14 protein-coding genes are annotated in these 14,339 nt (G+C 66.4%); 4 read left to right on the top strand and 10 right to left on the bottom strand.

Translation table 11 applies throughout. The features are described from left to right. The first annotated feature begins 1 nt into the window (after window position 1). The 3 genes from rpsK (at window position 2) to rplQ (ending at window position 1,940) form a co-directional block, all read left to right on the top strand. A complete protein-coding gene (gene rpsK / locus ABWP84_RS12275) occupies window positions 2-403 on the top strand; it encodes a 30S ribosomal protein S11 (protein ID WP_353212324.1) in 402 nt (133 codons plus the stop codon). 74 nt (window positions 404-477) lie between these two features. Further along, on the top strand, window positions 478-1,494 hold the full coding sequence (locus tag ABWP84_RS12270; protein ID WP_353212323.1) for a DNA-directed RNA polymerase subunit alpha: 1,017 nt from the start codon (window positions 478-480) through the stop codon (window positions 1,492-1,494). Window positions 1,495-1,520: 26 nt separating this feature from the next. Continuing rightward, entirely contained in the window at window positions 1,521-1,940 is a 420-nt protein-coding gene (gene rplQ / locus ABWP84_RS12265) for a 50S ribosomal protein L17 (protein ID WP_353212322.1), read from the top strand. An 82-nt stretch (window positions 1,941-2,022) separates the two neighbouring features. Here the strand turns inward: rplQ and ABWP84_RS12260 are convergent, their stop codons facing one another. The 5 genes from ABWP84_RS12260 to ABWP84_RS12240 all read right to left on the bottom strand — a co-directional run bounded on the left by ABWP84_RS12260 (window position 2,023) and on the right by ABWP84_RS12240 (window position 9,863). Beyond that, entirely contained in the window at window positions 2,023-4,374 is a 2,352-nt protein-coding gene (locus tag ABWP84_RS12260) for a xanthine dehydrogenase family protein molybdopterin-binding subunit (protein ID WP_353212321.1), read from the bottom strand. Window positions 4,375-4,541: 167 nt separating this feature from the next. Then, complete coding sequence (locus ABWP84_RS12255) at window positions 4,542-6,137, bottom strand: ABC transporter substrate-binding protein (protein ID WP_353212320.1); 1,596 nt, start codon at window positions 6,135-6,137, stop codon at window positions 4,542-4,544. A 107-nt stretch (window positions 6,138-6,244) separates the two neighbouring features. Further along, window positions 6,245-7,858, bottom strand: a complete 1,614-nt coding sequence (locus tag ABWP84_RS12250; RefSeq protein ID WP_353212319.1) for a long-chain-fatty-acid--CoA ligase — start codon at window positions 7,856-7,858, stop codon at window positions 6,245-6,247. A 69-nt stretch (window positions 7,859-7,927) separates the two neighbouring features. Next, a complete protein-coding gene (locus ABWP84_RS12245) occupies window positions 7,928-8,884 on the bottom strand; it encodes a tripartite tricarboxylate transporter substrate-binding protein (protein WP_353212318.1) in 957 nt (318 codons plus the stop codon). Window position 8,885: 1 nt separating this feature from the next. Then, the gene (locus ABWP84_RS12240) at window positions 8,886-9,863 is read right to left on the bottom strand and encodes a tripartite tricarboxylate transporter substrate-binding protein (protein WP_353212317.1); all 978 of its coding nucleotides are present in this window, start codon (window positions 9,861-9,863) and stop codon (window positions 8,886-8,888) included. Between the two features lie 316 nt (window positions 9,864-10,179). Between ABWP84_RS12240 and ABWP84_RS12235 the strand changes: the two genes are divergently transcribed. After that, a complete protein-coding gene (locus ABWP84_RS12235) occupies window positions 10,180-10,365 on the top strand; it encodes a hypothetical protein (protein ID WP_353212316.1) in 186 nt (61 codons plus the stop codon). Between the two features lie 109 nt (window positions 10,366-10,474). On the opposite strand, the gene queF is transcribed toward ABWP84_RS12235, so the two are convergent. The 5 genes from queF to ABWP84_RS12210 form a co-directional block, all read right to left on the bottom strand. After that, window positions 10,475-10,948, bottom strand: a complete 474-nt coding sequence (queF, locus tag ABWP84_RS12230; protein ID WP_353212315.1) for a preQ(1) synthase — start codon at window positions 10,946-10,948, stop codon at window positions 10,475-10,477. Further along, window positions 10,945-12,003 (bottom strand): tRNA guanosine(34) transglycosylase Tgt, encoded by a 1,059-nt coding sequence (tgt, locus tag ABWP84_RS12225; protein ID WP_408904267.1) that lies wholly within the window; start codon window positions 12,001-12,003, stop codon window positions 10,945-10,947. The genes queF and tgt overlap by 4 nt, the downstream gene beginning before the upstream one ends. Before the next feature lie 63 nt (window positions 12,004-12,066). Beyond that, the gene (gene queA, locus ABWP84_RS12220) at window positions 12,067-13,122 is read right to left on the bottom strand and encodes a tRNA preQ1(34) S-adenosylmethionine ribosyltransferase-isomerase QueA (RefSeq protein WP_353212313.1); all 1,056 of its coding nucleotides are present in this window, start codon (window positions 13,120-13,122) and stop codon (window positions 12,067-12,069) included. 38 nt (window positions 13,123-13,160) lie between these two features. Then, complete coding sequence (locus ABWP84_RS12215; RefSeq protein ID WP_353212312.1) at window positions 13,161-13,721, bottom strand: cob(I)yrinic acid a,c-diamide adenosyltransferase; 561 nt, start codon at window positions 13,719-13,721, stop codon at window positions 13,161-13,163. 11 nt (window positions 13,722-13,732) lie between these two features. Further along, the coding region (locus ABWP84_RS12210) for an energy transducer TonB (RefSeq protein WP_353212311.1) at window positions 13,733-14,339 on the bottom strand (607 nt) is incomplete at its 5' end.

Raw genomic sequence — 14,339 nt, 5'->3', positions numbered from 1 at the left:
TATGGCACGTGCAGCAACCGCCGGTGGCTCTCGCCCGCGCAAGAAGGAACGGAAGAATATTTCTTCCGGCGTGGCCCATGTGCTCGCCACCTTCAACAACACCATCGTGACCATCACCGACGCTCAGGGCAACGCGATCTCCTGGTCCTCCTCGGGCACGCAGGGCTTCAAGGGCAGCCGCAAGAGCACGCCCTATGCAGCCCAGATGGCCGCCGAGGATGCCGGCAAGAAGGCCCGCGAACACGGGATGGAAACGCTGGAGATCATGGTGAGCGGCCCTGGTTCGGGCCGCGAGAGCGCGCTGCGTGCCCTGCAATCCGTGGGCTTCTACGTCACTTCCATCAAGGACGTGACGCCCATCCCGCACAATGGTTGCCGCCCGCGTAAGCGCCGGCGGGTCTGATCGCTGCGCGGCCCTTGTGGCCGCACCGTTCAGCCTTTCGCCCGCCCACCGCGCAACACTTGGAGACTGAAACCATGCTCGAACGCAATTGGCGTTCCCTTATCCGGCCCGAGCGGCTGGATGTGGAGCCTGGGGCTGACCCCAACCGCACCGCCACCGTCGTGGCCGAGCCGCTCGAGCGCGGCTTTGGCATGACGTTGGGGAATGCGATTCGTCGCGTCCTGCTCTCCTCCCTGCAAGGCGCTGCCGTCACTGGCATCCGCATCGACGGGGTGTTGCATGAGTTCAGCAGCATCAACGGTGTGCGTGAAGACGTGACCGATATCGTCTTGAACGTGAAGCAGTTGGCCATCCGTATGCCTGGTGAAGGCCCCAAGCGGCTGAACCTCACCGCCAAGGGCCCGGGCGAGGTGACTGCCGGCCAGATTCAGACCACGGGCGATATCGAGGTTGCGAACCCCGATCTGGTTCTGTGCACGCTCGATGACGGCGCCACGCTGAACATGGAATTCACCGTGCAGGTTGGCCGCGGCTATGTGCCCGCGGCGATGAACCGGCCGGAAGATGCGCCCATCGGCTTCATCCCCATCGACGCCATCTATTCCCCCGTGCGCCGCGTCGCTTATCGCGTGGAGCCCACCCGCGTGGGCCAGGTCACCGATTATGACCGCCTGGTGCTCGATGTGGAGACGGACGGTACAGTGGCGCCTGATGATGCCGTGGCCGTTGCCGCGCGCATTTTGCAGGACCAGCTGCAGCTCTTCATCAATTTCGACGAGCCTCGCCAGCGCGTGGTGGAAGATGTGCAGGATGACCTGCCCTTCAACCGCAACCTGCTGCGCAAGGTGGATGAGCTGGAGCTGAGCGTGCGCTCCGCCAATTGCCTGAAGAATGACAACATCGTCTATATCGGTGATCTCGTTCAGAAATCCGAGCAGGAAATGCTGCGGACGCCGAATTTCGGCCGCAAGTCGTTGAACGAAATCAAGGAAGTGCTGGCCTCGATGGGCCTGGGCCTTAGTATGTCGGTTACCGGCTGGCCGCCTGAGAATGTCGAAGACCTCGCCAAGAAGATTGAAGAGCCGTTCTGATCCGAGCGGACTAAGGAGCTTTCACTATGCGTCACGGTATGGCCAATCGTAAGCTTGGCGTCACCTCCACTCACCGGGCTGCCATGTTCCGCAACATGGCGACCTCGCTGCTCAAGCATGAGCAGATCACCACCACGCTGCCCAAGGCCAAGGAGCTGCGCCCCTATGTCGAGCGGATCATTTCGCTCGGCAAGCGCGGCGGCCTGCATGCGCGCCGCCAGGCCTATGCGCAGATCATGGACGAGAAAGTGGTGGACAAGCTCTTCACCACCATTGCCGAGCGCTACAAGGCGCGCAATGGCGGCTATACCCGCGTGCTGAAGGCCGGCATCCGCTATGGCGATGCGGCGACCATGGCGGTGATCGAGCTCGTCGAGCGCGATGTGGCAGCCAAGGGCCTCGATAGCGGCCCGAAGCCGGAAGTTGCGGCTGACGACGAGGCCTGAGCCGAACCATCCCTGATAATGGGCGGTTTCGCCGTCCATTATCGCCCCAGCGGCCTTTGTACTGAGCGCCAAACACCGGCGGTTATGTGGCCCGGGCCTCGCGCTCGTTGTTGAGCGCCCGCCACACACGCTCTGGCGTAGCCGGCATATCCAGCCAAGTCACGCCATGAGGGCGCAGCGCGTCCATCACAGCGCTCATCAGCACCGGCAGCGCGCCCACCGTGCCGGCCTCGCCCGCACCCTTCACGCCCAGCACATTGCTCGCCGTCGGCTGCGGGTTGGACAGCACGCTCAGCGGCGGAAAATCGCTGGCCCGCGGCATCGGGTAGTCGGCAAAGCTGCCGGTGAGCAATTGGCCATTCTGGTAGATGATGTTTTCGCCAAAGACCTGGCCAAAGCCCTGCGCCACGCCGCCATGGATCTGCCCCTTCAGCAGCAGCGGGTTGATCACCGTGCCGACATCATCCACCACCAGATAGCGCAGCAGCGTGCATTCACCCGTCTCGGGGTCGATCTCCACCTCAGCGATATGGCAGCCATTGGGGAAGGTGGCGTCGCCTGGGCGGTTGATGAGCAGGGCTGAAAGCCCCAACTCCTCGCCCTTCGGCAGCGCGCCGGGCACATAGCTGCGCTTGGCCAGCGCCTCAATGCCAATGCCCTTATCAGTGCCGGCGACGCGAAATTCGCCGGCCGCGAATTCGATATCCGCTTCGCTGGCCTCCAGAAAATGCGCCGCCAGCCGCTTGCCGCGCTCCACAATGCGCGCCGCCGCCGCCACCAGCGCGCCACCGCCGGCCATCATGCTGCGCGAGCCTATGGTGCCGCGGCCATGCGTCACCGTCTCGGTATCACCGCAGATGAAGCGGATGCGCTCGGGCGGAATGCCCAATCGTTCACTGGCAATCTGCCGGAACACCGTCTCATGCCCCTGGCCGTGATTATGGCTGCCCATCAGCAGCGTCACGCTGCCCCCGCTGTCAAAGCGGATTTCGGCGGCCTCCTCCATCGGGTTGCGATGCGGCCCGCCAGCGCTCTCAATGGCATTGGCGATGCCGATGCCGCGCAGTCGGCCTCGCGCCTCGCTCTCGGCGCGCCGCGCGGCAAACCCCGCCCAATCAGCCGCCGCCAGCGCCATGGCCATGTTTTTGGGGAAATCCCCGCTGTCATAGCGATAATCGAGCCCGGTCTGAAACGGCATTTGCCCCGGTTGGATCAGGTTGCGCTGGCGCAGCGCCACCCGGTCCAGCCCCATCTCCTGCGCGGCCAGGTCGATGCATTGCTCGATGGCGTAAATCGCCTCCGGCCGGCCGGCGCCGCGATAGGGCGCGGTGGGTTGGGTATTGGTGAAAATGCCGCGCACCTCGGTACAAATAGCCGGGGTGCGGTAAACCCCCGCCAGCCCGCCGACATTATTGGTGCTGCTCACCGCCCCCTGCCAGGCGAGATAAGCGCCCAGATTGCACAGGGTGGTGACCCGCAGCCCCAGAAAATCCCCCTCGGCACTCAGCGCCAGCTCGGCCAGGCTGTCATTGTCCCGCGCATGGGTATCGGACAGAAAACTCTCGCTGCGTGTGGCGGTCCAGCGCACCGGCCGGTGCAATAGCCGGGCGGCATGCAGCGCCAGCACATGCTCGGGGAAGGGGCTCTCCTTCATGCCAAAGCCGGCGCCGACATCTGGCGAGATGATCCGCAGCCGGTTGGTGGGAATACCCAGCGCGAATTCCGCAATCTCATTGCGCATCACATGCGGCAATTGCGTGCCGGTCACCAGCGTATAGCGCTCCTCGGCGGCATCATAGCTGGCCAGAAGGTTGCGCGGCTCCAGCGGATTGGCGGAAACCCGGGTGACGCGAAAGGGCAGGCGCACAACATGCGCCGCCTGCGCCATGGCGCGCTCCACCGCCGCGGCATCGCCCAGCCGGAAGAGAAAACTCTCATTGCCCGGGATCAGCCCCGGCCATAGCTCCGGCGCATCCGGGGCGGCCGCCTCGATGGAAGCGGTCACCGCCGGCAGAGGCGCATAATCCACCGCAATCGCCTCGGCCGCGTCCTGCGCCTGTGCCAGGGTTTCCGCCACCACGCAGGCCACCGGGTCGCCGACATATCGCACCGTGTCGCCAGCCAGCATGCGCCAGGGCGTCTGGGTCAGCGGTTGGCCATCCCGCCTATGGCGCGGCGTCACGCAGCGCAGCACGCCCAATTCGGTGATATCGGCCGCGGTGAGCACCAGCAGCACGCCCGGCATGGCGCGCGCCGCCATGGCATCCACCCGCAGCAGCCGGGCATGCGGGTAAGGTGAGCGCAGCAGCACCATGCGGGCGGCATCAGCGGCGGGCATGTCATCCACATAGCGGCCTCGGCCGCGCAGGAAGCGCCCATCCTCTACGCGCCGCATGGGCGCCCCCACCCCGGTGCCGAGTTTCGATGGCTGCATGGTTGTTCCTCCGAATTGGCGCCCAAGGCCAGCCTGCCCCAGCCGGCGGCGGCGTCAAGCATCGCCCCCGCCTTTGCGCGCCACGCCAAAAAATAGGCCCGAGGCGGCATCGCCCCGGGCCCATTCCACTCTCTAACCGCCCTGGCGCGCAGCCAGAGCCTACCGCATCACTGCACGTCCAAAGTCACCAGATCGATGAACCAGGATTGCGCGCTGACAAAGCCACGCACCCTGCGGCTCATCGCCCGCGGGTTCAGGTCATGCACGATGTAGAGCCAGGGGGGATTATCCACCAGGCGCTCATGCGCTGCGGCATAAGCGGCGTTGAATTCCGCCGGCGTGGTGGCCCTTTCCAGCCGCGAGAAGGCAGCCTCGAACTGGTCATCGCGGAATTGCGGCCAATTGAAGCCATTGGGCGGCACGAAGGCCTGCAGGAAGTAACGCGCCGCGACCGAGGGGTCAGACGAGGGCGAGGAGGGGTTCAGCGCCACCGAGCCCGCCAGGATGGGCGCGCCGGGTGCGGCGCGGGTGGCGCCGAGCAGCGTGTTCCACTCCGTCACCTCGAAGGTCACATTCACGCCGCAGGCCTCGCGCAGGTTCTGCTGCATGTATTCATTCATCGGCAGCGGCAGCATCTGGCCCGAACCCGAGGTGGAGATCATCACCTTGAAGCTCAGCGGCCGCTGGGCATTGTAACCCGCCTCGGCCAGCAGGCGCCGGCCGCGCGCGGCATCAAACGTATAGCGGTTCTGTGGGCTGCCGAAATTCGGGTCCGAAGGCTTCAGCCAGCCCACTGAAGGTTCGGCCGTGCCATTGAGAAAGGCCACCAGCCCCGAGCGGTCCACGCAATAATTCAGCGCTTGGCGCACCCGCACATCGGCCAGCGGGCTATCGCCGCCGGTCTGCAGCATCCAGGGCCAGACATGCGGATAGCTGCCGGTGGTGATGGTGAAGCCTGCGGCGCGCAGGCTCGGAATGCCGTCGGGCGGCGGCACCTCAATCCAGTCCACCTGGCCCGAGCGCAGGGCGGCGAGGCGCGTCGTCGCCTCAGGCATGGGCAGCAGCACCACGCGGTCCAGGCGCGGCACCCGTGCCCGGTCCCAATAGCCATCATTGCGGGTCAACTCGGCCGAGGTGCGCGGCACGAAGCGGCTGAGGCGGAAGGGCCCGGTGCCAGCCGGCGGCAGGGCCGCCACACGCGCCCAATCCCGCCCGGCCTGCTCGAAGCTCTGCGGCGAGGTCATCAGCAGATAGACGACCATATAAGGGAAATACGACGCCACGCGGTTGGTCCGCATGCCGATCGTGCGGTCATCGATCTTACGGTAGCTCTCCAGGATCGGCACGCGGGCGCGGGAAATTGCGCTGCCCGCCGCCTCGAATTGCGGGCTGTCATTGCGGAAGAAGCGATCCATGTTCCAGATCACGGCATCCGCATTGAAGGGCGTGCCGTCATGGAAGGTCACGCCCTGACGCAGGCGGAAGATCCAGTTTTGCGGGTCTGCCGGGTCCTGCTCCCAGCTTTCGGCCAGGCCGGGCCGCAGCGTGGCCGGGCGCTCAGCGCTGGAGAGGTCCCACAGGGTCAGCGCCTCAAACACCGGGTAGCCGAGGAAGCGCATACCCTCGAAGCCGTTATTGGGCATGCCCGTGGTGGTCGGTACATCGGCCGCCGTCATGGCGATGCGCAGCACGCGGGGCTGTTGGGCCTCTGCCTGGCTGGCCAACATGGCAGCCAGGCCGGCGGCCAGAAATTTCAGACGCATGGAGATCTCCCTCTCGGACGGCACAAGCAAAGAACGCCCAGGCGCTGCCGGCAAGCGGGCAAAGGCGGAGGAATCGTCATGCGGTACCGGATTTGCACAAATCCGCGTCAGCTACCGAAAGAAAAGTCTTTCCACTGCTTCTTCATCTCTGCCTTCCAGAGTTTTCCGGTGGCGGTGAGCGGCAGCGAGTCGACGAATTCCACCCCATCGGGCACCCACCACTTCGCCACTTTGCCCTCATAGATGGACAGGATGGAGGCGGCATCGGGGGTCGTGCCCGGCTTGCGCACCACCAGCAGCAGCGGGCGTTCATCCCATTTGGGGTGATGCGCCGGAATGACGGCGGCGAGTTGCACATCCGGATGCGCCAGCGCCAGATTTTCCAGCGTGATCGAGCTGATCCATTCGCCGCCCGATTTGATGACATCCTTCGCCCGGTCAACGATCTCGATGGAGCCGAGCGCGTCCACCGTCACCACATCGCCGGTCTTCATCCAGCCATCGGCGGTAAAGGCCTCATCGCCGGGGCGATTGAAATAGCCGCTGGCCACCCAATGCCCCTGCACCTGCAATTCGCCAAAGGCCAAATCATCCTCGGCAATGGGCGCACCAGCGGCATCGAGCACCCGCAAATCCACGCCGAATTGCGGCCTTCCCTGCTTGCGCGAATAGGCCAGGAATTCTTCATCCGACCAATGGGCATTCTCCGCCTTGCGGGTGTTCACGCTGCCCAGCGGGCTGATCTCGGTCATGCCCCAGGCATGCAGGATGGGCACGCCGTATTCCTTCTGGAACCCGGCGGTGATCGCCACCGGCAGTGCCGTGCCGCCCACCACCAGGCGCGGCGGCGCTGTGAAACGTCGGGCGGGGTCGGCCCGCAGCCAACCCAGCAGCCCGGTCCAGATCGTCGGCACCCCGGCCGAGAAGGTTACCCCCTCAGCCTCCACCAGCGCATGCAGGCTGGCCGGGTCCAGCCTCGGCCCCGGCAGCACCAGCGAGGCGCCGGTCATCGGCGCGGCATAGGGCAGGCCCCACGCATTGACGTGGAACATCGGCACCACCGGCATCACCACATCCAGCGCGCGGAGCGCAAACACATCGGGCTGCACCGCCGCCATGGCATGCAGCACGGTGGAGCGATGGGAATAGAGCACGCCCTTCGGCTCGCCCGTGGTGCCGGAGGTATAGCACAGCGCGCTCGCCGCCCGTTCATCCAGCAGCGGCCAGGGGTATTCGGTGTCCTCGCCGGCGATGAGCGTCTCATAACCCACGACGGGCACGCGCAGCGCGGGCAGGGGGGCCTCGCCCATCACCACCACCACGCGCAGCGTTTCCGGCAGGCGCTCGGCCAGCGCCATCAGCCCCGGCAGCAGCGAGGCATCGACAAACAGCGCCACATCGGCGGCATCGTTCAGAATATAGGCGATCTGGTCGGGAAACAGCCGCGGATTGACCGTGTGCAGCACCGCCCCCATGCCGGAGGCAGCGTAATACACCTCCATATGCGGCGCGGTGTTCCAGCCCAGCGTCGCCACCCGCTCGCCCCGCCGCACCCCCAGCCGGGCCAGGGCATGCGCCAATTGTGCCGCGCGCACGGCCATGGCGGGGTAGGTGGAGCGTGTCACCGCCCCGGCTGCATCCACGCTGACCAGCTTCGATCCGCGATGATGCTTCGCCGCATGGGTCAGGATGGAGGATACGAGCAGCGGGTGCTCTTGCATCAGGCCAAGCATCAACGTCTCCCTGTGGTTTTTCTTGGCCAACACAGTATCGGCCAAGATGTGTCCTGACTACTCCGCGCGAATGTTCTGGCCGCGGATCACCTCGGCCCAGCTCACCAGCTCCCGCGCCAGTAGCGCGCGCAGGTCATCCGCGCCGCCCGAGACCATCTCCACCCCCTGCTCGGCCATGCGGCTGACCAAGGCAGGGTCGGTGGTGGCAACGCGCAAGGCCGCTTCCAGCCGGGTCATGATGGGTGCGGGCGTGCCGGCGGGGGCGAAGAGCCCCTGCCAGAACAGCGCCTCATAGCCCGGCACGGTATCGGCGATGGGCGGCACATCGGGCAGGGTGGGAATGCGAGTCCGGCTGGTCACGCCAAGCGCGCGGGTCGCCCCCTCGCGCACCACCGGCTGGGCCTCCTGCGTCGCGTTGAACATGCCCTGAATGCGCCCGGCGCGCAGTTCCAACAGCCCCGGCGCGCCGCCGCGGAAGGGCACATGCACCAGCTCCACCCCGGTGCGCGCCACCAGCAGCGCCTGGCTCAAATGGTTCACAGCCCCAGTGCCCGAGCTGCCAATATTCAGCCGCCCCGGATTGGCCCGGGCATAGGCCAGAAACTCCGCCATATTATGGATGGGCAGCGAGGGATGGACATGCAGCACGAAGGGGCTGCGGAACACCATGCCCACCGGCGCCAACTCCCGCGCCGGGTCGCGCGGCGTGAGGTTGGGCTGCAAGGCCGGGTTGATGGCCAGCGTGGAGGTGCCCATGAGCAGCGTGTAGCCATCCGGCCTCGCCTGGGCGACATGGGTATTGGCCACGGCGGTGGCGGCACCCACGCGATTTTCCACCACAATTGTAGTGCCAAGTTCCTGCGCCATCCGCGCGGCCACGGCACGGCTGACCACATCGGTCACCCCCCCGGGCGCATAACCGGTGACGGCACTGATGGTGCGGCTGGGATAGGCATCCTGTGCGAAGGCTGGCATGGCCAAGGCAAGCAGGGGCAGGGTGCGGCGTTGCATCATATCAGGTCACCTCCATTGCGGTCTCGGCCACCAGGCCGCGCCATTTTTCTATTTCACTGCGGTTGAATTCGCCCAATTCTGCGGGCGTGCTGGACCGCGCCTCAAACCCCATCGCCAGCAGGCGTTGGATAATCTCCGGCCGCGCCAGCGCGGCGCGGGCCTCGGCATTCAGCCGGTTCACCATCGCCTCGGGCAGGCCGGCCGGGCCATAAAGACCCATCCAGGTGAGCAATTCAAAGCCCGGCAGGACCGTGGCGGCCAGGGGCGGCACCTCGGGCAGCAGCGCCGATGGCGTGGCCGACGTCACCGCCAGCGCCCGCACCGCGCCAGCCCGCACATGGCCCAGCACCGCCGACATATCGATAAACATGAAGGGCACCACGCCCGCCATCACATCGGTCAGCGCCTGCGGTGGCGAACGATAGGTGACGCCTTGGGCCTCCAGCCCCAGCCGCTTCACCAGAAAGGCAGCCGGGGCGAGATTGCCCGAGGAGGCAGAGGCAAAATTCTTTCCCGGATTGGCCCGCAGCCAGGCGACGAATTCCTGCACCGTCTGCGCCGGCACCGAAGGATGCACCACCAGCACCTGGGCAATATGGGCCAGGCGCGAAATGGGCGAAAAATCCCGCGCCGGATCATAAGGCAGGTTGCGGATCAGCGAGACATTGGCCGCCTGCGTCGTGGCCGAGCCGAAAAGCAGCGCATAGCCATCCGGCGCTGACCTGGCCGCCGCCTGCGCGCCGATCGCGCCCCCGGCGCCGGCCCGGTTCTCAATCACAATCGGCTGGCCAAGTGCTACCCCCATCGGCTCGATCACTACGCGGGCCAGATTATCCGTCGCGGTGCCGGGGGCGAAGGGCACGAAGGCGCGGATGGGCCGCTCCGGCCAGGTGCCCTGGGCCCGCGCAACCAGCGGAATCATCGATGCGGCTGCCACAAATTTGCGGCGGTTCATGGCGGCGCGGCGCGCGCGACGCATGGCTATTCCTGGTTGTTTCCTTTCCAAAGCCTAGCAGGCTATCGAAAAACGAATAGGGAGCGACAGCAAGATCGAGGGGCTTTGCCCCTCGAGCACCCCAGCAGGGTCGACATATATGTCGACGAGTTTCCTGCACCTTCGATGAATTGTTGGCTCTAATATTATCCAAAGGTCCAGGAAAATCATTTTCCTGGTGTGAGAGCGCGAAAGGGCAAAGCCCTTTCGCTCTTTTCCTCTGCCATCAGCGCTTTTCAGCAGCCTGCTAACACACCATCGGCCCCTTGCAGCCCAGCCCCAGCGGCCGCAGATCAGCGCCATGCCAGACAGCATCGCCAAAGCCATCGCCAAAAATCTCGATACCGCCACCTATGAGGGCTACCGCCTGGGCTTCGAAGCCGCGCGGGAGGAAGCCGCCCTGCTGGCCGAACACGCCGCCCAGCCGCTCCTGGCCCAACGCCTGCGCGCCATGCGCCCGCTGCCCAAACAGGGAGAACGGCAATGACCCCCATCCTCTGCCCGCATTGCGATGAACCCACCGTGGCCAACCGCCTCGCCGATGGCAGCGTTGTCTGCTCCTGCCCCGCAGCGCGGCCAGTACCCTTGCCGCCGCCTCAGCCCCGGCCGCGATAGCCCGGCACGCCCTGGTCCGGAATCCACACCCCCTTGGGCGGCACCCCGGTTTGCCAGAACACATCAATGGGAATGCCCCCGCGCGGATACCAATAGCCACCAATCCGCAGCCAGGCCGGCGCCAGCAAGGCATTGATCCGCCGGGCGATATCAATGGTGCAAGCCTCATGAAAGGCCCCGTGATTGCGAAAGCTGGCCAGATAGAGCTTGAGCGACTTGCTCTCCACAATCCATTTATTGGGCACGTAATCCAGCACCAGATGGGCAAAATCCGGCTGCGCGGTGAGCGGGCAGAGCGAGGTGAATTCCGGCGCCACAAACCGAATGCAAAAGGCAATATCGGCATGCGGATTGGGCACCCGCTCCAGCACCGCCTCATCGGGGTTGGTTGGCATGGGCGTGGGCGCGCCCAGCATGGTCAGTCCCTTGGTCTGGGTCTTGGTCGCGCGCTTCATGCCGCGGCCCATCCGGCGCGGATGGCGGCCGATTCCTCGGCCAGGCGGCCGGCCAGAATGGCATTGCGCATGCGTTGCATCAGCCGCTGATAATAGCGGATATTGTGCCAGGTCAGCAGCATGGGGCCCAACATCTCCTCGGCCTTGATCAAATGGTGGATATAGGCGCGGCTATGCCTTGTGCAGGCCGGGCAATCGCATTCGGGGTCCAGCGGCCCCGCATCATCGGCATGGCGGGCATTGCGCATATTCAGCACGCCCCCCGAGGTATAGGCCCGGCCCATCCGGCCCGAACGGGTGGGGATGACGCAATCGAACATGTCGATCCCCCGCGCCACCGCGCCCAGCAGGTCATCGGGCGTGCCCACGCCCATCAAATAGCGCGGCTTGTCATGCAGCATCAGCGGCACGGTGACATCGAGCGTGTCGAACATCATCTGCTGCCCCTCACCCACCGCGAGCCCCCCCACCGCATAGCCCTCAAAGCTAATATCGGTCAGCGCCTTTACGCTCTCAGCGCGCAAATCGGCATAGGTGGAGCCCTGCACGATGCCAAAAAGCCCATAGCCTTCGCGCGGCACAAAAGCCTCCCGCCCGCGCGCCGCCCAATCCATCGAGATGCGCATGGATTTAGCCGCCTCCTCATGGGTGGCGGGGAAGGGGGTGCATTCATCAAAACTCATGGTGATGGTGGCATCGAGCAAATGCTGGATCTCGATGCTGCGTGCGGGGGTGAGGCGGTGCTTCGCGCCATCAATATGCGATTGGAAGGTCACCCCATCCGCATCCATTTTCCGCAAGCCTGACAGGCTCATCACCTGAAAGCCGCCGCTATCGGTCAGGATGGGCCCGGGCCAATCCATCATCTTGTGCAGCCCGCCCAGCCGCGCCACCCGCTCGGCCCCAGGGCGCAGCATCAGGTGATAGGTATTGCCCAGCACGATGCGCGCGCCGGTGGAGCGCACGGCATCCGCCGTCATTCCCTTCACCGTGCCGGCCGTGCCCACGGGCATGAAGACCGGGGTGGGCACATCGCCATGCGCGGTGTGCAGCATGCCCGCCCGCGCGGCGCCATCACATCCGGCGCAAGCCCAACCTAAACTCAAACTCCCAACCCCTTATCTGGCCGCACCCGTCAGGGTCAGCAACGAGGAATCACCATAGCTGAAAAACCGATACCCCGCCGCCACCGCATGCGCATAGGCCGCGCGCATCCGCGCCGTGCCGGCAAAGGCGCTGACCAGCATCAGCAGGGTGGATTTCGGCAAATGGAAATTGGTCATCAGCAGATCAGCCGTGGTGAAGCGATGCCCCGGCAGCAGAAAAATCTCTGTCAAACCGCGAAATGGCCGGACCGGCACGGCATGCTCGCCCGTCGTCGCCGCCTCCAGCAGGCGCAGCGCCGTGGTGCCCACGGCGATGATGCGCCGCCCCTCGGCCCGCGCCAAATTGATGGCCGCCGCCGCTTCGGGCGTAACCTCCCCCCATTCCGCATGCAAACGATGTTCGCGCGGGTTCTCTGCCCGCAGCGGCAGAAAGGTGCCCGCGCCGACATGCAGCGTCAGCTCGGCCCGCTGCACCCCCCGCGCCGCCAAAGCCGCCAGCAATTCCGGGGTGAAATGCAGGCTGGCGGTGGGGGCGGCCACTGCGCCGGGCTTGCTGGCGAATGCCGTCTGATAATCGGCGCTGTCAGTGGCGCGCGGCCCATCGGGCCGGGCGATATAGGGCGGCAGCGGAATTTCCCCCACCGCCGCCAGCGCCTCGGCCAGGGCGGCGTCATCCCCCCCGAAATCCAGCCGCGCCGCGCCACCCTCCGGCGCCTCCAGCACCCGCGCGGTCACTGCGCTGCCTGGAATACGCAAAACATCCCCCGCCCGCAGCCGGCGGGAATTGCGCAGCAGCGCATGCCACACGCCCCCCCCCTCGGCGCGGTTGAGCATCACCTCAATCCTGGCCTCGCCACGAAACGCCACCAGCCGTGCCGGGATCACCTGGGTGTCATTCACCACCATCAGATCGCCTGGCTGGAGCAGGGCTGGCAGGTCGCGCACAGCCATATCGCGCAGCGCATCATCCACCACCAGCAGCCGCGCCGCATCGCGCGGCCGCGCCGGTTCCTGGGCGATCAGCGCCTCAGGCAGAGCAAAATCGAAATCGGCGGTGCGCAGTTCCATTCGCCCGCCATGTGCGGCATGGCGGGCCGGGGGGCAAGCTACCGGCTGGCGCCGGGCAGCCACTTCACATCGCCCAGCCCATTATCATTCAGCCGCCGGCTCAGCACGAAGAGGAAATCGCTCAGCCGGTTGAGGTAGCGCACGGCCTGCGGGTTCACGCTCTCCGCCGCCGCCAGCGAGACCACCAGCCGCTCCGCCCGCCGGGCAATGGTGCGGGCGAGATGGGCATGCGCCGCGCCGGGACTGCCGCCGGGCAGCACGAAGGAATTCAGCGGCGCGATCACCGCATTCATCGCGCCGATCTCCTCCTCCAGCCGCAGGCATTGGCCATCGGTGATGCGCAGCCTATCCGCGCCCTCCCCGGGCACGCAAAGATCGGCGCCGAGGTCGAAGAGATCATTCTGAATGCGCGCCAGCATGGCATCGGCCGCACGGTCCCCCCCGATATGCAGGCGCACCAGCCCAATGGCGCAATTCGCCTCATCAACGGTGCCATACGCCTCCACCCGCAGCGCGTCCTTGCGCACGCGTGAACCATCGCCCAGCGAGGTTTCCCCCCCATCGCCACCCCTGGTGGTGATGACATCCAGCTTGACCATGGCAGATTTCCCTATTGCAGCGTGAAGCGGATATTGGTCGCGACCTGGCCCTGAACAGGTTCACCATTGCGCAAGGCCGGTCGATAGCACCAGCCGAGCACTGCCCGCCGCGCTGCCTCATCCAACGCGGCGGAGCGGCTTGAGGCTGCAATCTGCGCGGCGATGGCGCGGCCATTCGCGCCAATCGTCACCACGATCTGCACCACACCCTCCTCACCGGCCCGGCGGGAATTGGCGGGATAGACCGGCGGTGGATTGGTGCAGCCGGGGTCGAGGCTGGGCGCGGATGTGGCGCCGAGTGCCAGGGCCGCGCCGCCGGGTTGCGCCGGCGGCGCCTGGGCTGGCTGGGCTGGGCCGGCTTGCTGGCTGGGCCGTGGCGGTGGGGGCTGCGCTGGCCGCGGGGTGGCCGGGCGGGGCGGGCGGGCGGCAGGCTCGGGGCGAGGCGGTGGCGGGGTAGGGGCGGCGCGCGGCGCTTCCGGGCTGGGCTGCGATGGCGGCGTTTCGCTCGGCTGCGGTTCGGGCGGCGGCGGCTCGGGCGGCGTGGCTTCCGGCCTTGGCGGCTCAGGCAGCGGCGGTGGCGGGGGCGGCAGCACGCCATCGGGCAGTGGCGGTGGCGGC

The organism is Rhodovarius sp. (assembly GCF_040399605.1).
GTDB classification, from domain to species: domain Bacteria; phylum Pseudomonadota; class Alphaproteobacteria; order Acetobacterales; family Acetobacteraceae; genus Rhodovarius; species Rhodovarius crocodyli_A.
The sequence above is the reverse complement of the archived record's forward strand: the minus strand, read 5'-3'. Positions and strand labels throughout refer to the sequence as shown.

Excerpts from the sequence above, each read along its gene's own strand:
- rpsK (WP_353212324.1), top strand. The coding sequence starts at position 2 with ATGGCACGTGCAGCAACCGCCGGTGGCTCTCGCCCGCGCAAGAAGGAA.
- ABWP84_RS12270 (WP_353212323.1), top strand. The coding sequence starts at position 478 with ATGCTCGAACGCAATTGGCGTTCCCTTATCCGGCCCGAGCGGCTGGAT.
- rplQ (WP_353212322.1), top strand. The coding sequence starts at position 1,521 with ATGCGTCACGGTATGGCCAATCGTAAGCTTGGCGTCACCTCCACTCAC.
- ABWP84_RS12260 (WP_353212321.1), bottom strand. The coding sequence starts at position 4,374 with ATGCAGCCATCGAAACTCGGCACCGGGGTGGGGGCGCCCATGCGGCGC.
- ABWP84_RS12255 (WP_353212320.1), bottom strand. The coding sequence starts at position 6,137 with ATGCGTCTGAAATTTCTGGCCGCCGGCCTGGCTGCCATGTTGGCCAGC.
- ABWP84_RS12250 (WP_353212319.1), bottom strand. The coding sequence starts at position 7,858 with ATGCAAGAGCACCCGCTGCTCGTATCCTCCATCCTGACCCATGCGGCG.
- ABWP84_RS12245 (WP_353212318.1), bottom strand. The coding sequence starts at position 8,884 with ATGATGCAACGCCGCACCCTGCCCCTGCTTGCCTTGGCCATGCCAGCC.
- ABWP84_RS12240 (WP_353212317.1), bottom strand. The coding sequence starts at position 9,863 with ATGCGTCGCGCGCGCCGCGCCGCCATGAACCGCCGCAAATTTGTGGCA.
- ABWP84_RS12235 (WP_353212316.1), top strand. The coding sequence starts at position 10,180 with ATGCCAGACAGCATCGCCAAAGCCATCGCCAAAAATCTCGATACCGCC.
- queF (WP_353212315.1), bottom strand. The coding sequence starts at position 10,948 with ATGAAGCGCGCGACCAAGACCCAGACCAAGGGACTGACCATGCTGGGC.
- tgt (WP_408904267.1), bottom strand. The coding sequence starts at position 12,003 with ATGCTGCACACCGCGCATGGCGATGTGCCCACCCCGGTCTTCATGCCC.
- queA (WP_353212313.1), bottom strand. The coding sequence starts at position 13,122 with ATGGAACTGCGCACCGCCGATTTCGATTTTGCTCTGCCTGAGGCGCTG.
- ABWP84_RS12215 (WP_353212312.1), bottom strand. The coding sequence starts at position 13,721 with ATGGTCAAGCTGGATGTCATCACCACCAGGGGTGGCGATGGGGGGGAA.